This is a genomic window from Intrasporangium chromatireducens Q5-1 (assembly GCF_000576575.1).
In the GTDB taxonomy this organism is placed as follows: Bacteria; Actinomycetota; Actinomycetes; order Actinomycetales; family Dermatophilaceae; genus Intrasporangium_A; species Intrasporangium_A chromatireducens.
The window spans coordinates 1-20,512 of record NZ_AWQS01000061.1 but is presented as its reverse complement, the minus strand read 5'-3'; the positions used below and the strand labels follow the sequence as shown (position 1 = coordinate 20,512).

18 protein-coding genes are annotated in these 20,512 nt (G+C 71.4%); 8 read left to right on the top strand and 10 right to left on the bottom strand.

Annotated elements, in window-relative coordinates:
• Positions 1-79: 79 nt before the first annotated feature.
• Positions 80-1,012: a hydroxymethylglutaryl-CoA lyase gene (locus N864_RS09565; RefSeq protein WP_034715910.1), complete on the bottom strand. Its 933-nt coding sequence runs from the start codon at positions 1,010-1,012 to the stop codon at positions 80-82.
• A 105-nt stretch (positions 1,013-1,117) separates the two neighbouring features.
• Here N864_RS09565 and N864_RS09560 point away from each other — a divergent pair, with 105 nt between their 5' ends.
• From N864_RS09560 to N864_RS09540, 5 genes are all read left to right on the top strand, one after another.
• Positions 1,118-2,770: a DNA repair helicase XPB gene (locus N864_RS09560; protein ID WP_034715905.1), complete on the top strand. Its 1,653-nt coding sequence runs from the start codon at positions 1,118-1,120 to the stop codon at positions 2,768-2,770.
• A 144-nt stretch (positions 2,771-2,914) separates the two neighbouring features.
• The gene (locus tag N864_RS09555) at positions 2,915-3,628 is read left to right on the top strand and encodes a response regulator transcription factor (RefSeq protein WP_034715904.1); all 714 of its coding nucleotides are present in this window, start codon (positions 2,915-2,917) and stop codon (positions 3,626-3,628) included.
• A 50-nt stretch (positions 3,629-3,678) separates the two neighbouring features.
• The gene (locus N864_RS09550) at positions 3,679-5,115 is read left to right on the top strand and encodes a HAMP domain-containing sensor histidine kinase (RefSeq protein WP_034715903.1); all 1,437 of its coding nucleotides are present in this window, start codon (positions 3,679-3,681) and stop codon (positions 5,113-5,115) included.
• Positions 5,116-5,184: 69 nt separating this feature from the next.
• The gene (locus N864_RS09545) at positions 5,185-6,456 is read left to right on the top strand and encodes a S1C family serine protease (protein WP_240474276.1); all 1,272 of its coding nucleotides are present in this window, start codon (positions 5,185-5,187) and stop codon (positions 6,454-6,456) included.
• 110 nt (positions 6,457-6,566) lie between these two features.
• A complete protein-coding gene (locus N864_RS09540) occupies positions 6,567-7,010 on the top strand; it encodes an ester cyclase (RefSeq protein WP_051518405.1) in 444 nt (147 codons plus the stop codon).
• 9 nt (positions 7,011-7,019) lie between these two features.
• On the opposite strand, the gene pepN is transcribed toward N864_RS09540, so the two are convergent.
• Together pepN and htpX are read right to left on the bottom strand one after the other, a co-directional pair.
• On the bottom strand, positions 7,020-9,518 hold the full coding sequence (gene pepN / locus N864_RS09535; RefSeq protein WP_034715902.1) for an aminopeptidase N: 2,499 nt from the start codon (positions 9,516-9,518) through the stop codon (positions 7,020-7,022).
• Between the two features lie 84 nt (positions 9,519-9,602).
• On the bottom strand, positions 9,603-10,478 hold the full coding sequence (htpX, locus tag N864_RS09530) for a zinc metalloprotease HtpX (protein WP_034715901.1): 876 nt from the start codon (positions 10,476-10,478) through the stop codon (positions 9,603-9,605).
• Between the two features lie 200 nt (positions 10,479-10,678).
• Here htpX and N864_RS09525 point away from each other — a divergent pair, with 200 nt between their 5' ends.
• Positions 10,679-11,281: a hypothetical protein gene (locus N864_RS09525; RefSeq protein WP_034715900.1), complete on the top strand. Its 603-nt coding sequence runs from the start codon at positions 10,679-10,681 to the stop codon at positions 11,279-11,281.
• Positions 11,282-11,359: 78 nt separating this feature from the next.
• Here N864_RS09525 and N864_RS09520 read toward each other — a convergent pair whose 3' ends face one another.
• Positions 11,360-11,728: a VOC family protein gene (locus N864_RS09520; RefSeq protein WP_034715899.1), complete on the bottom strand. Its 369-nt coding sequence runs from the start codon at positions 11,726-11,728 to the stop codon at positions 11,360-11,362.
• 50 nt (positions 11,729-11,778) lie between these two features.
• A complete protein-coding gene (locus N864_RS09515) occupies positions 11,779-12,585 on the bottom strand; it encodes a P-loop NTPase family protein (protein ID WP_051518404.1) in 807 nt (268 codons plus the stop codon).
• A 396-nt stretch (positions 12,586-12,981) separates the two neighbouring features.
• Between N864_RS09515 and N864_RS26015 the strand changes: the two genes are divergently transcribed.
• On the top strand, positions 12,982-13,230 hold the full coding sequence (locus N864_RS26015) for a M23 family metallopeptidase (protein WP_240474275.1): 249 nt from the start codon (positions 12,982-12,984) through the stop codon (positions 13,228-13,230).
• Between the two features lie 36 nt (positions 13,231-13,266).
• Positions 13,267-14,394 (top strand): DNA glycosylase AlkZ-like family protein, encoded by a 1,128-nt coding sequence (locus tag N864_RS09505; RefSeq protein WP_034715898.1) that lies wholly within the window; start codon positions 13,267-13,269, stop codon positions 14,392-14,394.
• Between the two features lie 29 nt (positions 14,395-14,423).
• On the opposite strand, the gene N864_RS09500 is transcribed toward N864_RS09505, so the two are convergent.
• Genes N864_RS09500 through N864_RS09480 form a run of 5 tightly spaced genes read right to left on the bottom strand, consistent with a single transcriptional unit; the run spans position 14,424 to position 20,362 of the window.
• Positions 14,424-16,013, bottom strand: a complete 1,590-nt coding sequence (locus tag N864_RS09500) for an NADH-quinone oxidoreductase subunit N (RefSeq protein WP_034715897.1) — start codon at positions 16,011-16,013, stop codon at positions 14,424-14,426.
• On the bottom strand, positions 16,010-17,497 hold the full coding sequence (locus N864_RS09495) for a complex I subunit 4 family protein (protein WP_034715896.1): 1,488 nt from the start codon (positions 17,495-17,497) through the stop codon (positions 16,010-16,012). The genes N864_RS09500 and N864_RS09495 overlap by 4 nt, the downstream gene beginning before the upstream one ends.
• Complete coding sequence (locus N864_RS09490; RefSeq protein WP_034715895.1) at positions 17,488-19,485, bottom strand: NADH-quinone oxidoreductase subunit 5 family protein; 1,998 nt, start codon at positions 19,483-19,485, stop codon at positions 17,488-17,490. Before N864_RS09490 ends, N864_RS09495 begins: the two co-directional genes overlap by 10 nt.
• Positions 19,482-19,844 (bottom strand): NADH-quinone oxidoreductase subunit NuoK, encoded by a 363-nt coding sequence (gene nuoK, locus N864_RS09485; protein ID WP_051518403.1) that lies wholly within the window; start codon positions 19,842-19,844, stop codon positions 19,482-19,484. Before nuoK ends, N864_RS09490 begins: the two co-directional genes overlap by 4 nt.
• Positions 19,841-20,362 carry an NADH-quinone oxidoreductase subunit J family protein gene (locus N864_RS09480; protein ID WP_034715894.1) on the bottom strand — a complete coding sequence of 174 codons (522 nt, stop codon included), beginning with the start codon at positions 20,360-20,362 and terminating at the stop codon, positions 19,841-19,843. Before N864_RS09480 ends, nuoK begins: the two co-directional genes overlap by 4 nt.
• Positions 20,363-20,512: the final 150 nt, after the last annotated feature.

Here is a 20,512-nt window from a genome sequence, read left to right as displayed (position 1 = left end):
CTCGACCCGACCACCCCAGCCGTCGAGTGAGCGCAAACTCCGGTTGCGCCCCGTCGAGTGAGCGCAAACTCCGGCCCCGTCAGCCCCCGGCGAGCGCCCGCACGACGTTCGAGGGACTGGGCCGCCCCAGCTGCTGCGCCATCCAGACACTGGTCTCGACGAGCTGGTCCAGGTCGACCCCGGTCCGCACGCCCGCGCCGGTCAGCGCCCAGACGAGGTCCTCGGTGGCGAGGTTGCCGGTCGCGGACTTCGCATAGGGGCACCCACCGAGGCCGCCCGTCGAGGCGTCGACGACCGAGACGCCGTCACGCAGCGCCGCCATCGTGTTGGCGAGCGCCTGCCCGTACGTGTCATGGAAGTGCACCGCGATCCGGTCCGTCCCGATTCCCCGCCGGTCCAGTGCCTCGAGGAGCCGGTGGACGTGCCCGGTCGTGCCGACGCCGATCGTGTCACCGAGGCTCAGCTCGTCGCAGCCGAGGCCCATGAGCCGCTCGGCGACGTCGACGACCTGCTCGACGGGCACCGGCCCCTCCCAGGGGTCGCCGAAGCACATCGAGACATAGGCGCGCACCCACCTGTCGTCGGCCTTGGCGCGCTTCACGACCGGCTCGAACATCGCGTACTGCTCGGTGACCGACCGGTTGAGGTTCTTGCGAGCGAAGGTCTCCGTCGCCGACCCGAAGATCGCGATGGCCTGCAGCCCCAGCTCCTCTGCCCGGTCGAGGCCTCGCTCGTTCGGCACGAGCGCGGGCCGGCGCCGCCCGACCCCGTCTGCACCGAGCCCGGCAAGGACCTCCTCGGCGTCGCCCATCTGCGGCACCCACCTGGCCGGCACGAAGGAGGTCGTCTCGATCGTCTGGAGCCCGGCAGCCTCGAGACGGCGGATGAACTCGACCTTCGTCGCTGCCGGGACGACGGTCTGCTCGTTCTGCAGACCGTCACGGGGCCCGACCTCATAGATGGTCACCTCGGCCGGCAGTCCGGCCGCCGGCTCGACCTGGGGGGTGCGCATGCCGTCCATACTGACAGCCGTGACAGCTCGCCCCGTAGGACCTGCACCACACGACGCCGGGCCGGCCGGGAACAGCGACCCCTGCACCGGTGTTGGTCTCTCGTGATGAATGACGGAGCCCTGATCGTCCAGAGCGACAAGACCCTCCTCCTCGAGGTCGACCACCCGAGGTCCGAGGAGGCGCGGCGCTCCATCGCGCCGTTCGCCGAGCTGGAGCGCGCCCCGGAGCACGTCCACACCTACCGGGTGACCCCCCTCGGTCTGTGGAACGCCCGCGCCGCCGGGCACGACGCCGAGCAGGTCGTCGACGCCCTCATCACCCACAGCCGCTACCCGGTGCCGAACGCGCTGCTCGTCGACATCGCCGAGACGATGGACCGCTACGGTCGGCTCACCCTCGAGAAGGAGGGCTTCGCCGACAGCCCCGAGGGGACCCGGCTCGTGCTGCGCACCACCGACCGACCGGTCCTCGAAGAAGTGCTGCGGCACAAGAAGATCAAGCCGCTGACCGGCGAGCGGATCGACGACCTCGCCGTCGTCGTCCACCCGAGCGAGCGCGGCCACCTCAAGCAGGAGCTGCTCAAGGTCGGCTGGCCGGCCGAGGACCTCGCGGGCTACGTCGACGGCGAGGCGCACCCCATCGCCCTGGACGAGGACGGCTGGCAGCTGCGCCCCTACCAGCAGCACGCCGTCGACGGTTTCTGGCACGGCGGCTCCGGCGTCGTGGTGCTGCCCTGCGGGGCCGGCAAGACCCTCGTCGGCGCAGGAGCGATGGCGGCGGCCAAGGCGACGACCCTCATCCTGGTGACCAACACGGTGAGCGCCAGGCAGTGGAAGGACGAGCTGATCCGCCGCACCTCCCTCACCGAGGAGGAGATCGGCGAGTACTCCGGCGCCCGCAAGGAGATCCGCCCGGTCACGATCGCCACCTACCAGGTGCTGACGACGCGGCGGAAGGGCACCTACACGCACCTCGACCTGCTCGATGCCCGCGACTGGGGGCTCATCGTCTATGACGAGGTCCACCTCCTGCCGGCGCCGATCTTCCGGATGACCGCCGACCTGCAGGCGCGCCGCCGGCTCGGTCTGACCGCGACCCTTGTCCGCGAGGACGGCCGGGAGGCCGACGTCTTCTCGCTCATCGGGCCGAAGCGCTTCGACGCGCCGTGGAAGGACATCGAGGCGCAGGGCTACATCGCCCCGGCCGACTGCGTCGAGGTCCGCGTCTCGCTGCCCGACGGCCAGCGGATGGCCTACGCGACGGCGGAGCCGGATGACCGCTACCGGCTCGCGTCCTGCTCCGACGCGAAGCTGCCCGTCATCGAGAAGCTCGCTGAGCGGCATACGAACGAACCGACCCTCATCATCGGCCAGTACCTCGACCAGCTGCACGAGCTCGCCGAGCGGCTCGGCGCGGACGTCATCACCGGCGAGACGACGGTCAAGGAGCGCCAGCGCCTCTACGACGCCTTCCGGTCCGGCGAGATCACCCGGCTCGTCGTGTCGAAGGTCGCGAACTTCTCGATCGACCTGCCCGAGGCCTCGGTGGCGATCCAGATCAGCGGCACGTTCGGCTCCCGTCAGGAGGAGGCGCAGCGCCTCGGTCGGGTCCTGCGGCCCAAGGGGGACGGCCGCACCGCCCACTTCTACACGGTCGTGTCGCGGGACACCGTCGACGCGGAGTTCGCCGCGCACCGGCAGCGGTTCCTCGCCGAGCAGGGCTACGCCTACCGGATCGTCGACGCCGACGACCTCTGAGCGGTCGCGACCCACGTCCGTATGCCGCTCACCTCGGTCTCCGACAGAACGCGCCGACGGGCGGTGGCGGGGGCCAGACAGGGCGTCATCGACGCCCACCCGCTTCCCAGCCAACTCACAGCAAACGTATGGACACTGTGGAGCGTGGAGACCCAGACCCCTGAGGCTCGACTCCTCGTCGTCGAGGACGAGCCCAACATCCGCGAACTGCTCGCGACCTCCCTCCGGTTCGCCGGTTTCGAGGTCGAGACGGCCGACGACGGGGCGAGCGCGCTCGCCCTCGCCGAGAGCTCCCAGCCGGACCTCGTCGTCCTCGACGTCATGCTGCCCGACGTCGACGGCTTCGAGGTGACCCGCCGCCTGCGCGACCGTGGGCGCCAGCAGCCCATCGTCTTCGTCACCGCCCGCGACTCCGTCGGGGACAAGATCGCCGGCCTCACCGTCGGCGGGGACGACTACGTGACAAAGCCGTTCAGCCTCGAGGAGGTCGTCGCGCGGATCCGCGCGGTCCTGCGGCGCACCCGCGGACCGGTCGACGACGACTCGGCGACGCTGCGCTTCCACGACCTCGAGCTCGATGAGGACTCGCACGAGGTGCGCCGGGCCGGCCGCGTCATCGACCTGTCCCCCACCGAGTTCAAGCTGCTGCGCTACCTACTCCTCAACCCGAACCGGGTCCTGTCCAAGCTGCAGATCCTCGACCACGTCTGGGACTACGACTTCCGCGGCGAGTCCGGCATCGTCGAGTCGTACATCTCCTACCTGCGCCGCAAGATCGACGTGGACGGGCTCCCCTCGCTCATCCACACCAAGCGCGGTGTCGGCTACGTGCTGCGGGTGCCGCCCGAGTCGTCCTGAGGGTGCCGCCCATCAACGCCGCGACCGCGCGGAACCGCTGGAGGGGGCGGATGAGGCTACGCGCCATCCCGCTCCGCTGGCGGCTGCTCACCATCGCGCTGAGCCTCATCCTCATCGCGCTCGCGCTCACCCTCGTCGTGACGAGCGCCCTGCTCAACCGCTACCTGCTCGACCAGGCCGGCCAGGAACTGCGGGTGTATGGCGGGAGCGTCGCCCGCCTGCAGATGGTCGAGCTCGAGCAGAGTCGCCCGATGCTCCCGTCCGGCTTCACGCTGCGGGTGATCCCGGTGAACGGCAACGACCAGTTCTCCATCGGCGAGGCCGTCACCGAGAAGGCCAGGGCGAACATCCCCCTCATCCGACCGAACGACATTCGGGTCCGGAAGGAACAGGTGTTCACCGTCGGATCGGTCGGCGGAGGGGTGAACTGGCTCGCGCTCGCCACGACGAACGCCGACCGCAGCGCGACGTATGTCGTGGCCGTCTCCCTGCGCAGCCTCGACGACACCGTCGACCAGTTCCTCTGGTATGCCGCCGCGATCGGCGCGATCGTCCTCGGCATCTGTGCCGCCCTGGGCTGGTTCCTCGTCAGACGAGCGTTCCGACCACTCGCCGAGATCGAGGACACCGCCGCGGCGATCGCCGGCGGCGACCTCACGCAACGCATCCAGGTCCCGGGCGCCGAGGACGAGGTCGCCTCCCTCTCCCGCTCCCTCAACGTCATGCTGGCCCGGATCGAGCGGTCCTTCGCCGTGCGGCAGGCGAACGAGGCGAAGATGCGTCGCTTCATCGCGGACGCCTCGCACGAGCTGCGCACGCCGCTCGCCGCGGTCTCCGGCTACGCCGAGCTCTACCGCCAGGGCGCGCTGCCGACCCAGGACGCGGTGGCCGGCGCCATGGGGCGGATCGAGGGTGAGAGCCACCGGATGCGCGACCTGGTCGACGACCTGCTCACCCTGGCACGCCTCGACGGCGAGCGCCCGCTGCAGTTCGGCGCCGTCGACCTCGCGGTGCTGGCCGCCGACGCCGCCCAGGACGCCCGCACCATCGACCCCGACCGCTCCGTCACGGCCACCGGGATCGCCGGCCCGATTCGTCCGACCGAGCTCGTCGCCGACGAACGCCAGCTGCGACAGGTCGTGACGAACCTCGTCACGAATGCCCGGGTGCACACGCCCGCCGGCACGGCGATCCAGATCCTCGTCGGCCCGATCGACCGGGGCCATGTGGCGCTTGCGGTCCGCGACCATGGGTATGGCATCCGGGAGGAGGACCGGGCCACCGTCTTCGAAAGGTTCTATCGTGCTGACGCCTCGCGCAGCCGTGGTCACGGCGGCGGCAACGGGCTCGGCCTCGCCATCGTCGAGGCGATCGTCACGGCCCACGGCGGCAGCGTCCGCGTGGACGAGACGCCAGGTGGCGGCGCCACCTTCGTCGTCGAGCTGCCCGTCCAGCCACCCACCGGAGAGCACACAGCGGACTCATAGGACCGCCAGAGGGGCCACCAAAGCTCGTGACGTGAACTGGGTATCAACCAGCCGAGCGAAGGAGAAGCCATGACCATGGCACCCGGCACACACAATCCGATGTCTGCCGTGCCCCCGCCCCCCGAGCAGCGCCCCACCCCGCCCGAGCGCAACGACCGGGAGCCGAAGCCGAGGCGCCGCATCGGAGAGATGGTCGGTGTCGCCGTGCTCGCGGCGGTCCTCGCGAGCGGCGGGACCTATGCGGCCATCCAGGCCGGCGGCGAGGGGAGCGCGAGCACGACGAGCCAGAGCCCGAGCGCGCAGACGCTCCAGCAGGGCTCGACCTCCCCCACGGTGATCCAGGGCAACGCTTCCGCCCCCGACTGGACGTCGGTCGCCAAGGCGGTGAGCCCCAGCGTGGTCAGCATCAACGTGGTGCTGCAGAACGGTGAGGCCGCGGGATCGGGCGTCATCATCGACCAGCAGGGGCACATCCTGACGAACAATCACGTCGTCTCCGGCGCGGGCAACGGCTCGATCTCCGTCGCCCTCAACGACGGCCGCACGTATGCCGCCTCCATCGTCGGCACCGACCCGTCGACGGATCTTGCGGTCATCAAGCTGCAGGGCGCGCCCTCCGACATCGTCCCGATGACCCTGGGCGACTCCGACAAGGTCGCGGTCGGCGACCCGGTCATGGCGGTCGGCAATCCACTCGGGCTCTCGGGCACGGTCACGACCGGCATCGTCAGCGCGCTCAACCGGCCCGTGACGACGCAGGCCAGCGACCAGAACCAATCGCCCTTCGGGGGCGGCCAGACGAATGCGGACACCGTCGTGACGAACGCGATCCAGACGTCGGCCGCGATCAACCCGGGCAACTCGGGCGGCGCTTTGGTCAACGCCAAGGGTGAGCTGATCGGCATCAACAGCTCGATCGCGCAGCTCGGCGGGGGCGGCCTGGGCAGCAGCGGCCAGAGCGGCAACATCGGCATCGGCTTCGCGATCCCCGTCAACGAGGCGAAGTCGATCGCGTCCCAGCTCATCCAGAAGGGGCACGCGGACCACGCGTTCCTCGGCGTGAGCGCTCGCGACTCCGTGGTGACGGACGGCGCGGCCAAGCGAGCCGGCGCCCAGGTCGTCCAGGTCGTCTCCGGCACGCCCGCCGACAAGGCCGGCGTCAAGCAGGGCGACGTCATCATCATGGTCAACGGCGAGCGGATCGAGTCCTCGACCGCGCTCGTCGCCCAGATCCGGGAGATGAAGGCCGGCGAGCAGGCCAAGCTGACCGTCGTCCGAGGCGGCCAGCGAGTCCAGCTCGATGTGACCCTCGCGGTCAAGCCGGCGAGCTCCTCCAGCTGACCTGCTGTCCCTCCCCCCCGGGTTTGAGGTGTTCGAGTGGTCCCTCCCGCCACTCGGACACCTCAAACCATGTCTGGTGCGGGGCGGCGCACGGCGCGCAAGACTGGACCATGGACGCGCAACGGAACCGGCAGAACACCCTCGACGCGATCACGGCGTTCAACGCGGGGGACCTCGACCGCTATCTCGCCAGCTATGCCCCCGACGCAGTCATCCACGGGCTGCCGGAGCACCTCGGCGCAAACCTGGCCGGCCATCGGGAGTTCCTCACCTCGATGCGGGCAGCCCTGCCCGATGTCACGTCGTCGGTCGAGGACATCGTCGCGAGTGGTGACCTGGTGGCGACCCGGCACACCTACCGGGGCACCCACGAGGGCACCCTGCACGGCGCCCGGCCGACCGGCCGGGTCCTGGAGTGGCGGGCGATGACCTTCCGGCGCTTCAACGACGAGGGCCTCGCGACGGAGCGCTGGATCGTCAGCGACGACCTGGCCCTGCTGCGGCAGCTCGGTCAGGTCGGCGCCGGGAGCACCGTCTCCGCCCCCGCCCGGTGACGGCGGCGCTCAGGCGGAGTCCCCGAAGGCGGCCCGCGAGGCGAGGACCTCGCGCAGGTCCGCGTCGGCGTCGACGAGCGAGCGCCGCACCGCCGGGGTCAGGTCGCCGCGCTCCAGCGTCTCGGCGCTGCGGCGTGCCGTCGCATCGGTGTAGACCTGCGGGAACGCCAGGGTGACGACCCGGGACAGCGCGTCCTCCCCGACCCAGGCGCTCATCGCCGGCACGTCGACGAAATAGCGCGCGACATACGGCTCGACGAGGTCGTCGCTCGGGGCTGCCCAGAAGCCGCGCGCGAGGTGGTTCATCTCGTAGTTCGACCGCCCGTTGCGTCCGGTGAGCTGGTCCCAGGCCCAGGCCTTGGCCTCCGGGTCGGGCCGTGCCGCACGGCACATCAGCGCGTTGAGGGACCCCTGCAGGGTGTCGTCGGACGCGCGGAAGCGCTCGATATCGGCGTCGCTCAAGGCTCCCCGGCGGGCGAGGTTGCGCACGACGATCCAACGGAAGTCGCCGTCGTCCTCGAGGCCGGCCGGCAGGCCATGACCGGTCGCCCAGCCCCGCAGCAGCTCCTCGTCGGCGCTCGTCCCCGCGACGAGGCGGGCCGCGGCGAGTGACGACGTCGAGCCGGGCTCCGCCGTGTCGAGCAGCGCCCGACCGCACCGGGCCAGCCGCTCGCGGGCCGCGGGCCGCTGCTCCCGGGGCAGGAAGACGCCGACGACGACGTGCTCGGCGTAGCCGGCCGTCCGGGTCAGGATGGACGAGTTCCTCTCCCGCGTCCATGCCCCCTCGAACACGTCGAGGAGCACGGTCGGGGCGACCTCGGCGGTGTGCAGGCCGTCGACGAGGGAGGACCACACGACGGCGCGCGTCTGGGCGTCCGGGACCTGCGACAGCTGCGTGGGCAGCGCCCCGATCGTCTTGTCGGACAACACGACTCGCGCCCACGTCAGGTCGGACGCGTTCGGCACGAGGACGGCCGGCGTCGGCGTGTCGACGAGCCCCTCGAGCGAGACCTCCGGTGCAGCGACCGTCGTCTCGACCCGGGCCGTCTGCGTCCCGTCGGTCCAGCCAGCGACGTCGAGGGCGTGGGGCCGGTCAGCGGGGTGGTCCGCCGGGGCCTCGCGGGTCAGCGTCGCCGCGGTCACCCGGCCCGACTCCTCCGCGAGGTCGACGGAGATCGTGTCGCGCCCCGCCGTGAGCAGCCACGCCTTCGCCCACCCGTCGAGGTCGCTGCCGCTCGCGGCCTGGATCGCCGCGAGGAAGTCGGCGAGCGTGCCGTTGCCGTAGGACTTGTCGGTCAGGTAGGCCCGAACGCCTGCGATGAACCGGTCGTCGCCGACGTAGGCGATCAGCTGCCGCAGCGCCGCCGCGCCCTTGGCGTACGAGATGCCGTCGAAGTTCTGCAGCGCACTGATCGCGTCGAGCGCCTCGACGCCCGCCACAGGGTGGGTCGAGGGCGAGCGCTCAGCGCCATACCCCCACACCTTCCGCTCGATCGACGAGTCCACCCAGGCTTCGGTGTACTGCGTCGCGTCGACGAGGCAGCGGTGCGACATGTACTCGGCGAACGACTCGTTGAGCCAGAGGTCGTCCCACCACTTCATCGTGACGAGGTCGCCGAACCACATGTGCGACATCTCGTGGGACACGGTGTTGGCGCGGGTCAGCAGCTCGTCCTGGGTCGCTGCACCACGGAAGATGTACTGGTCGCGCAGGACGACGCAGCCCGGGTTCTCCATCGCACCGGCGTTGAACTCCGGCACGAAGACCTGGTCGTAGTCACCGAACGGGTAGCGGATGCCGAACAGCCCGTGGAAGTAGTCGAACGACTGCTTCGTCACCTCGAAGATCTCGGCGGCGTGCCGCTCGAGCGGCTCCCGGAGCGACTGGCGGGCGTGCAGGCCCAGAGGTATGCCGTCGTGCTCGTCCCGCACGGACACGTACGGCCCAGCGCACACCGTCACGAAGTAGGTCGCGAGCGGCTTGGTCGTCGCGAGGCGCCACTCCCCCGGTGCCGTCTGCGTCGTCGCGCCGTTGCCGATGACGGTCCACTCCTGCGGTGCCTTCACGGTGATGCCATAGGGGGCCTTGAGGTCGGGCTGGTCGAAGCAGACGAAGACGCTCGGCGCCGCGTCGAGGAACAGGTGCCCGTAGACGTAGTCGCGCCCATCCGCGGGGTCGGTCGCGCGGTGCAGACCCTGCCCGTCGTGGCTGTAGGCCATCGTCGCGTCGACGGTCAGCTCGTTGTCGGCGGCCAGACCGGGCAGCGGCAGCCGGCCCTCGTCCACCGTGGCCGGGTCCAGCTCGCGGCCGTTGAGCCGGATCGAGTGGATCTCGCGGGCCTTCAGGTCGACCCAGCTGTCGGCACCCGGCGACGCGCACGTGAAGCGGACCGTCGCGACCGAGCCGAAGACCTCCGCGCCCTGGTCGAGATCGAGCTGAACGGCATACGAACCGACGGTGATCAGCTCGGAACGGTCACGTGCTTCGGCGAGGGTGAGACTGCGCATGAGGGCGAGCCTGCCAGATCCGCGGCACCCGCGTCGCAGGGGTTGCGAAGCGTCGTGGCCCGACGTTTCGCGGGCGTGACGCGGTCAGCTCCGCCGCGGCCCGCCCGCCATCATCTCGAGGCGCTCGATCCGCTGGTCCATCGGCGGGTGCGTCGCGAAGAGCCGCGACACGTCCTGCGCGCGGAACGGGTTCGCGATCATCATGTGGCTCGCGTTGACGATGTCCTGCTGGGGGGCGAGCGGCGCGCGCTGGACGCCATACTCGAGCTTCCGGAGCGCCGAGGCCAGGGCCAGCGGGTCGCCCGTCAGCTTCGAGCCGTCCTCGTCGGCGTCATACTCCCGAGTGCGGCTGATCGCCATCTGGATCATCATCGCCGCGAGCGGCGCGAGGAAGCTCATCGCGAGCAGGGCGATCGGGTTGGGCCGGTTCTCATCGGAGCCGCCGCCACCGAACATGCCGAAGAACATCAGCATCTGGCCGATCGAGGTGATGACGCCCGCCACCGCCGCCGCGACAGAGCTGGTGAGGATGTCGCGGTTGTAGACGTGCATCAGCTCGTGCCCGAGCACGCCGCGCAGCTCACGCTCGTCGAGCAGTTGCAGGATCCCCTCCGTGCAGCAGACGGCGGCATGCTTCGGGTTGCGGCCCGTCGCGAAGGCGTTCGGTGCCTGCGTCGGGGAGATGAAGAGCCGCGGCATCGGCTTGCCAGCAGCGGTCGACAGCTCCCGGACGATGCGGTACATCGCCGGCGCCTGCGCCTCCGACACCGGGTAGGCGTGCATCGCGCGGATCGCGAGCTTGTCGGAGTTCCAGTAGCCGTAGGCGGTGGTCCCGACGCCGATGAGCGCGAAGAGCCAGATGTAGCGGCCGCTACCGATCAGCGCGCCGAGACCGAGGAGCAGCGCCCAGATGGCGCCGAAGAGGGCAGCGGTCTTCAGCCCGTTGAAGTGGTTGTGCATGCCCGTTGAACGTTCGACCAGTGGCCACTGTTCCGACCGCGTGGCGGCGGTCCGGGCCGCGAGTTCCCGATCTACTACCGAGTGTCGTAGATCACGGCGATTGACCGTGCAACAAGTTGGCGTAGTACTACTCGTAGTAGTAGTTTCAGTGCCACAGGGAAAAACGCCCGGCCACCCGGGAACTCACACAGGAGAGAACGATGCGCAAGACCCTCGACAAGCTGATCTCTTGGACCGGCCTCCTCCTCGCGGCAGTGCTGCTCGTCGCGGGCGGGCTGCTCACTTGGGCCGCCAACTTCACCAACCAGAACGTCCACGACCAGCTGGCCTCCCAGCGGATCACGATGCCGGCGGCCGCAGCCATCGCGGAGATGGCACCGGCTGACAAGGCAGCCCTCCAGCCCTGGGCGGACGGCAAGACCCAGCTGACCACCGGTGACCAGGCCAAGGCCTACGCGGACCACTACATCCTCGTCCACATGAACGCCTCCTCCGGTGGCAAGACCTACTCCGAGGTCTCGGCCGAGGCTGGCAAGCTCGCGAAGGACCCGGGCGCTGACCAGGCCAAGGTCGCCGAGCTCAACGGCCTCAAGCAGTCGCTCTTCATGGGCAACGCCCTGCGCGGCATGCTCCTCAACGCCTACGCCTTCGGCACCATCGGCACCATCGCCACCATCGCCTCCATCGCGGCCTACGTCGGCGGAGTCGTCTTCCTCCTCCTCGGCCTCCTCGGCCTCCGGCACGCGAAGACCGCCCGCGACGTGGTCGTCACCCGCGAGGACCGCACCCCGGTCAACGCCTGACGATCCACCCGCACCCCCCAACAGCCCCGCCGGCCACCCCCGGCGGGGCTTTGGCGTGCGCCGGCGCTGTCAGTGGGCTCAATGGGCGCGCTGGCAGACCATGAGGGGGTTGCCGTCGGGGTCCTCGAACTGGACGAAGAACACGCTGCCGATGTCGGTGACATCGGACGTGAGGCGCACCCCCAGCTGCTGCAGGTGCGCGACCGTCGCGGCCAGGTCGTCGGTCCAGAAGAAGAAGCGCGGTGGCCCGTCGGCAGTGAAGTCGGCACGGTTGGCGTCGAGGGCCAGTCCCGGCCCGGCCTCCATCGGGATGTCGAGGATGGTGCCCTTGTGGGAGGCGAGCCCGGGGTCGACGGACAGGATCTCGGCGTACCACCTGGCGGAGCGTTCGAGATCCCGGACCGGGATGAACACCTGACCAATGTGCCTGCGGATCGGCGACTGCATCCGAGGGATGCTACCGGAGCCCGCAAGCGGGACCGCTCAGGCGTGACCTCTCAGGCGTGACCACTCAGCTGCGCCAGACGCGCCGCAAGGGCGTCCACCATCGCGTTGGCCCGCTTGGCCGGCATCACCGACTTGCGGTCGCCGCCCTGGCTGGACACGGGCAGCACGTCCACCGAGAGCTTGGCACCGCCGGCCAGGGCACGCAGTGCGTCGACCTTGTCACCGAACGGCGACCCACTGCCCGGTGAGTAGTAGCGCACCGCTGCATCCACCTCATCGGGGTACAGGTCTGTCTTGGTCACGGCGATGACGAGCCAGATGGGTTTGTGGCGGCGGACGGCCAAGGAGGCGATCCGGTGCGAGGTGATCGTCCAGTCCTCGAGCTCGGCGGCGAGCTGCTCCTCCCGGCTGGCGGTGGCTGCGCCGGTGGTGCCCGCGGTGCGACGCGGGGTGGCATAGCCGTTGGCGACGACGTGGATCACCCCGTCGACCGGCTCGTCATGGAAGACCTCGTCCAGCGCACCGAGCCGCGTGGCGGCGTTGTCCCCGGGCACGACAAGGAACCGGAACCCCTGCAAGCGGGCCGAGCGACGGGTGCGACGCTCCATCACCGCAGAGCCCACCTCCGCGACGCCGTCGTCGGAGGCGCGGCGCGTGAGCCGGTCGACGAGCTGGCTCTTGCCCACCCCCGTCATTCCAGTCACGGCCACCATCGGAAAGCGGTGCCGGAAGAGCCGGCTGAGCCGCTCCGGCGCCGACGCGAGACCGGTCAGCACGCCACCGGCGACGGTCGCGCCCAAGGCGGTGCGACCGGAGGTCGGCAGGATCGACCGCAGTCGGGATGCGGGGTGGGACACGGAGCCTCCTCGGCGTGCTGATCGGGAGCCAGCTGGCACCCCGAGCCTATGTTCCATCGTCGTGGAACCGTACGCGCACCGGGGCTGCCGGTCTGAAGATCCCCCGCTCGGCTCGAGTCCCGACGGGCATCCGGAGGGACCGCTCAGGGATACTGGGCCGGTCGGGCCGAACGACCGGTCGGCACCCGTGACGTTCTCGACCCTCCTGCAGCGCGAGGCACCTGACCGCTTCCCCGGCTTCGGCCGGCCTGTGCTGGCCCCGGCCGAGGGCACCGTCGTCGCGACGCACGCCGGGGCCGCCGACCATGACGCCTGCCGGGCCTGCCGTCGATCGGCTACGCCCTCACGCAGCGTCGCAGGGCAGCGGCGGGCTGGGTCGCCCTCGCCGGCAACCACGTGCTGATCCAGATGGACTCCGGCATCGTCGTGGCCCTGTGCCATCTGCAACGCGACAGCGTGTGTGTCCAGCCGGGTCAGCGGGTCCGGTGCGGCGACGCAGTCGGGCGGTGCGGCAACTCCGGCAACAGCACCGAGCCGCACCTGCATCTGCAGGCCTTCGACGGCCTCGACCCCGATCATGCCCGGCCGGTGCCGATCACCTTCGACGGCGCACTCGCCCGCAACGGCCAGGTGGTGGACCTGTAGCCGTAGATCGTCCGGAATGGGTGCCACCATGCGGGCATGAGCACGACAACCGAGGCCACGGTGACCTGGGCGCAGGCACTCGCATGGCGAATGGAGCGGCACCTGCTCGACCCGGTCGGGTCCACGCCCGTGGCAGAGGTCGTGCGCCGGTTGGGCGCGGTGCTGTCGATGGACGAGTCGCTCGCGGATCTCGCCGTGCGCACCCGGAGCACGACCTCGCGTCCCGGCGACCTCGCGAGGGCCGTGACGGACGGGACGGTGATCAAGGTCTTCGCGTTCCGGGGCTCGATGCACTACCTCTCGCCCGAGGACGGCGGCAGCTACCTCGCCCTTCGGTCCGCCGGCCGGCAGTGGGAGCTGCCGAGCTGGGTCGACTACTACCGGCTCGACCCGCAGGCGTGGCCGGACTTCCGAGCGGCGGTGCGCGACGCGCTCAGCGAGGGCCCGTTGACCGTCCGCGAGCTCGGCGCCGTGGTGACCAGACGTCGCGCGTACCGGCACCTCAAGACGGTCTTCGAGGAGGGCGCCGGCACCCTGATCAAGCCCCTGACGTGGCAGGGCGACATGAGCTTCGGCCCCACCCGGGACGGCCAGCACACCTTTCAGCGCCTCGACACCAACCCGCACTGGTCGGGCATCCCCGACCTCGACGACGCCGGTCCCCGCGCCATCGCCGCCTACTTCCGCACCTACGGGCCGGCGACACTCGATCACCTGCACTACTGGCTGGGGAACGGCCTGAGCGCCGGCCGCAAACGGCTGGACAGCTGGCTCTCCGCCATGAGCGACCGGCTCGTGGCCATCGACGTGGAGGGCACAACGACATACGTCCTGCGGGAGGACGTCGACTCCCTTGCTACGGCACGTCCTTCGCGAGCCGTGCGGTTCCTCCCCGGCCATGACCAGTGGGTGATGGGTCCTGGCACCAAGGACCGCCATGTCACGCCCCAGCCGCTGCGGGACGCCGTGACCCGGAAGGCCAATCCCCTCATCACCGGCGGTGTCGTGAGCGGCACGTGGGCGCGCAGGGGTGACGACCTCACGATCCGTTGGCGAGCAGGGGGGCGGCCACCCCTGGCGGCGATCGAGGACGAGGCAGCCCGACTGGCCACGGTCGTGGGCACCGACCTCAACGTGAGGCTGGAGCCGTCGACAGACGGCTGACCAGCACCGTGCGCCGCGGCGGCGAGGGGTCAGGAGCCGAACAGGCCGAGCAGGAGCTGCGGCTGCACGCTCACCACGAGCAGGACCAGCGCACTCCCGACGAGGGCCATCGTGATCGCGAGGCGTCGGCCTGTCGGCGAGACACCGGGGCCGGCCGGCTCCCCCGCCGCGGCCGCCTCGGCCTCACTGGGGTTGACGACGGGCCGCAGCCACCGCAGGTAGACGGCGACGCCGAGCACCGCGTTGCCGGCGGCGATGACCGCGAGCCAGACCCAGCCCTCGACGATGACGGGCCGCAGTGCGACGACCTTGCCGACGAGGCCGATGACGCCCGGCGGCAGACCAGCGAGGGACGTCAGGGCCAGAGCGAGCGCTCCGGCCCGCCAGGGGCTCCGCTTCCAGAGGCCGCCGTATGCCGCTGTGCTGAGTCCGCGTGACCCGACCTCCCGCACGGTGCGGGCCACGACGGCGAACGCGACGAGCGTGGCAGCGACATACGTCAGCAGGTAGATCGCGGCGGACCGCTGCCCGAGCGGGGACACGCTCACGAGCGGCAGCACCACCCAGCCCGCCTGGGCGACGGTGGACCAGGCCAGCAGCCGCACGACGTCGTCCTGCCGCAGCGCCATGAGGTTGCCCAACGTCATGCTGGCGGCCGCGAGGACGGCCACGGCGATGAGTCCGGGGGTACTGAGGGCGGCGAGTGCCTGGACCACGACGAGGAGCGCGGCGAGGGCACCGACCTTCGAGACGGTGGCAAGGAAGGTGGCCACGGCCGGGGTCGAGCAGGCATAGGCAGTTGGGGTCCAGGCATGGAACGGTACGAGCGAGAGCTTGAAGCCCAGCCCCGCGAGGATGAGCACGAGGGAGAGCGACAACAGCGCCACCGAGGGCTGCTGCCCCGCGGCGAGCGCCGTGCCGCCCTGGGAGACGTGGCCGGCCGCCAGGGCCGCGTCCCTGCTGAAGAAGGGCGCGCCGGTCGCGAGGAACCACAGCGCCGCTCCGACCGCCAACAGTGCGAAGGACACCAAGGAGGTGACGAGCAGCTGCATCGCCCCGGCGAGGGCCGCCCGGGTGCCGCTCAGGGCGACGAGGGCGATGACCGGCAGGGTGGCGAGCTCGAGGGCGACGAGCCACGTGCCGAGATCACGGCTCGCTGCGACGACGACGGTGCCGGTCAGCGCGGTGAGGAAGAGCACCGCCTCGACCGGCTCCCGGGACACCTCGGCCGACCGACCGCGCACCGAGGGCCAGGCGAGCGCAAGGCAGACGGCAGCCGCGAGCCCGGCGCCGAGCTGGAGGCTGCTGCCAAGCGTCCCGGCGCGCCAGAGGCACTCGGTCGCTGCCTGCGCCTGAGAGTAGGACGGCGCGCCGGGGCCCGGCCCGAAGGCGAACCAGCCCCCGGTCATGCAGAAGGTCTCGCGCACCGCCCCGGCACCGCCGACGACCCCGGGGACCGCTGCTCCGGCAGCGCCGAGCGACGCGAGCGCGGCGAGCGCATAAGGGAATCCGCGGAAGCGGGGGACGACGAGGTCCGCGACGAGGACGATGACGACGCCGGCCAGCGGGATCAGCGCGGGCAGCAGGGTCACGACATCGAGCCCGGGCGTGGTCGTCATCGGCGCACCGCCCCGAGCACTCCGGCTGCGTCGAGATCAGACAGGTGCAGCAGCAGCTGCGGCCCGACGCCGAGGACGACCATGGCTCCGACGAGGGTGACGATGAGGCCGCGGCGCACTCCGCGGAGGTCCCGGACCGGTGTCGCCGCCGGGTTGCCCCCCTCGCCCGCCCAGACGATCCGTAGCACCCGCAGCGCGTAGCCCGCCGCGATGGCGAGGCCGACCGCACCGACGACGACGCACGCGCGCAGCAGCGCGACCGGGCGCCCGGGCGCCGGGGACCATGCGGCATACAGGGCGAGAAACTCTCCCCAGAAGCTGACCAGCCCTGGGAGCCCGAGCGCTGCCGCGAAGCCGAACACGAGCGGCACCCCGAACCGGGGAGCACTGTCACGCAAGGACGCTCGAGCGACCGCGAGGTCGGCGGACCCCCACTGCTCCTTGAGGTCGCCGACGACGAGGAACAGCAACGCGGCGACGATCCCGTGCGCGATGTTGCCGAAGAGCGCGGCCTGCAGCCCCGTGTGGCTGCCCGAGGCGAGGGCCAGCGCAACGAAGCCCATGTGGGCGACCGAGGAGTAGGCGACGAGCCGCTTGAGGTCACGCTCGACGAGGCAGGCGAGACCTCCCCAGATGACCCCGACGACGCCGAGGATGGCCAGGACCGGCGAGAGGGTGGCCACGCCGGCCGGCACGTTGGCGACGGCCAGCCGGACGATGCCGTAGGTGCCCATCTTGAGCAGGACCGCGGCGAGGAGGACCGATCCGGCCGTCGGCGCGATGGTGTGGGCGGCCGGCAGCCACGTGTGCAGGGGCCACAGCGGCACCTTGATGCCGAGGCCGGTCAGCAGGAGCGCGGCGATGGCGACCTGCAGACCGTGCGAGAGCCGGTCCGCGTGCGCCGCCGCGAGGACGTCGAGATCGGAGGTCCCCTGGTGGTAGACGAGGAAGAGGATCCCGATGAGCATCAGCGTCGAGCCGAGGACGGTGAAGAAGATGAACCGGCCGGCCGCGTCGGCACGGACCGCGTCGGTGCGGTGATGGTCGCCGAACCGCCGGATGAGCACCCACATCGGCACGAGGACGACCTCGAACGCGACGAAGAAGAGCAGTGCGTCGCGGGCCAGGAAGGTGCCGAGCGCGCCCGCCTCGACGAGCAGGACGCAACCGAGCAGGGTCGATCGGCTGCCGCCCTGCGGAGGCGGCCCGTGGAGCGTGTGGAGCACGACGCCGACGGTCAGCAGGGCCGTCAGGAGGATGAGGGCGATCGAGACGCCGTCGGGTGCGAGGTGCCAGCGGATGCCGAGGCTGCGGATCCACATCACGTCGACGTCGAGCCGCAGCGCGGACACGACGATCGCCAGCACCGCAGCGCCGATCGAGGCGACGAGGGCGACCAGCCGGTCGGCCGTGGCGGACGGCGCCATGGCGAACAGCACGATGGCAGCGACGAGCGGGATGAGCACGAGGATCGTCACCGCCATGCCGTCACCCCCAGCACCGCGACGAGAAGGACCCCGGCCACGACCCCGATGAGCGCGACCGACGGCACCGCCCGGTGGGTGCGCACGCCGGCGCGGCCGGCGGCGTGGGCAGTCGCCGCGAAGGCGCGGGGGTAGGCGTCGACGACGTCCCGGTCGAGGACGACGACGAGGCGGGCCACGGCGATGACCGCCCGACCGAGGGCGGCGTAGGCCGCGTCGGCTCCGTACCCCGCCACGGCTCCTGCGCGCACCCGGTCCGGTACCACGTCGGCGGCGTCGCGTGCGCCGCGCCGGGACGCGGCCCAGACGGCACCCGCCGCACCGGCGATGAGCAGGACGGAGACGAGCGCGGACAGCCAGCCGACGTGCAGGCTCCCGGCGAGGGTCAGCAGCAAGAGGGCGCCGAGGACGGTGAGGGCGGCGAGCGCGGCGACCGAAACGGTGCGCAGCAGCGGCAGGAGCTGGGCCTCGCGCAGCTGTGCCGGCAGCCGGGACTCGTGCGGCTCGGCATGGAGCGGGTGGTGGTCGGGTCGAGCCGGCGGGGTCTCGTCGACGGCCTCCGGCTCTCTGTGCCGTTCGCTCACGTCGAGTGGGCGCTCCGTCTCGCGGGCCGCGACAGCCTCCACGTCGAGGGAGCCCTCCGTCCCCTCCGTCACACCGGTCGGCGCGGGGGGTGGGGTGTCGAGCAGGAGCCAGGCCCGCATGCAGTACGCCGCCGTGAGCAGCACCGTGGCGAACAGGGCGACGGCGACGACCCATGCCCGGAAGCCCGCCCCGTCGCCGATCCCCTCGAGGGCGGCGTCGATGACCGTGTCCTTCGTGAAGAAGCCCACGAGCGGCGGCACGCCGGCGAGGGCGGCCAGCCCGATCGCCATCCCCCACCGCAGCAGCACGTCGGATCGGCCCCGGCCCGCCATCGCGGCCAGGGCCGTCGACCCGACGAGCGCGGCGAGCCAGCCGGCGCCGAGGAAGAGCAGTGCCTTGAAGAACGCGTGACCGATGAGGTGCCCGATCCCGGGGCCGACGCCCACGGACGCCGGCGCCGCCGCCAGCGCGGCAAGCATGATGGCGACCTGGCTCAGCGTGGAATACGCCAGCAGCCGCTTGAGGTCGGCCTGTGCGAAAGCAAGCCCAGCGGCATACACCATCGTGACTGCTGCGAGCACCGCGAGGACGGTGCGGGCCGCGTCGTCGGCGGCGTACAGCGTGAAGAGGCGGGCGATGACGTAGGTGCCCGCCGCGACCATCGTCGCCGCATGGATGAGGGCAGATGCGGGCGTCGGGCCCTCCATCGCGTCCGGCAGCCAGTCCTGGAACGGCACGAGGCCCGACTTGCCGGCGACACCGATGACGACGCAGACGAGGCCGAAGGTCAGCAGCGCCGCCCCCTCCGGCTGGGTGATGACGGCGAGCAGGTCGGTGCTGCGGGCCCGCACCGAGAGGGTGACGAGGCCGACCACCATCGCGACGTCGGCGACGCGCGTGACGAGGAACGCCTTGTATGCCGCTCGCCGGGCTGCCGCTCGTTCGCTGTCGTGGCCGATGAGCAGCCACGAGCACCAGCCCATGATCTCCCAGCCGACGAGGGTCAGCACGAGGTCGGAGGACTGGACGACGAGGAGCATGCCCGCGGCGAACAGGGAGACGCCGGCTGCGAACGGCGGGTAGCGGCGGTCGTCGCGGAGGTACCAGACCGTGTACGTCTGGATGGCGAGGACGACCAGGGCCACGACGAAGGAGACCAGCCCCGAGAGCCGGTCGGACAGCAGGTGCAGGGGCACGCTGAGGTCGCCGAGGGGCAGCGCGCCGAACGTGGTGACGTCGGCGGTGCGCAGCGGCGCGACCCACTGCGCGAGCGCGAGGACGGTCGTGGCCGCAGCGGCTCCGACGGCAATGCCTCGCGCGATCGGCCGTGACCGACCCAGCAGGAGCCCGGCGAGCCCGGCGATCGCCGGCACGACGACGATGAGGCGCACGACCCAGGTCATCGCTCGACCACCTCCCCCTGCACGCCGGTCGTGGGCTCGGGCTCGGGCGCGTCCGGGGTCAGGTCGGGGACCGCGGTCAGGTCGATGTGGCCGAACCGGCGGAACATCACGAGGATCACGGCGAGCGCGATGCTGATCTCGCCGGCCGCGACGGTGATGACGAAGAGGGTGATGACCGACCCGGCCGCGAAGAGGGAGTCCTGACGCGTGCCGGCCGTGACGAGCAGCAGGTTGGCGGCATTGAGGATCAGCTCGACACCGATGAGGACGAGCACGGCGTTGCGGCGGGCGAGGACGCCGTAGATGCCGAGCCCGGCGAGCACCGCCGCGAGCATCACCGGCCACTGGAGGTGGATCACGAGCGCGACCTCCTCCGCAGCACGGTCCGGGACACCGCGAACGCGCCGACGAGGGCGACGAGCAGCAGGACCGACAGCAGCTCGAACGGCCAGACCCACGTGCCGAAGATGCCCGAGGCGATCTGCTGCGTGCTCACGACCGGGGTGTCGAGGTCGACCTGCTCCCGCCCCACGACGGGCAGCGCGGTGAGCGCGAGCAGGACGGTCGTCGCCGCACCGAGGAGGGTCGCGGCCAGCCGCTGCCATGCCGGCGCGTCGACATCGGGCTGCGGCCCGATCGGGGCACGCGTCAGCATCAGCGCGAACAGCACGAGCACGACGATCGCGCCGACATAGACGAGCAGCTGGACGATGCCGACGAGCTCCTGGCCCAGGACGATGTAGCACCCGGCGAGCGACCCGAGGCAGACGAGCAGCCACAGGGCGGCGTGCACGACGTGGCGGGTGGAGACGGCGAGCAGCCCGGACAGGGCGGTGATGACGCCGACGACGACGAAGACGATGTCCCGGATCGTCACGCGTCACCGTCCGCGGGTGGGGCGGGCGGTCTCTCCTCCGCGGGTGCGGGCGGGGTCTCCTCGGCGGTCGGGCCGGTCCGGCCGTGGGCGGCGGGACCCCGGCCTGGGGCGGCAGTCCGCGCGGCTCGTACCGCGTGCGTCCGTCGCTCT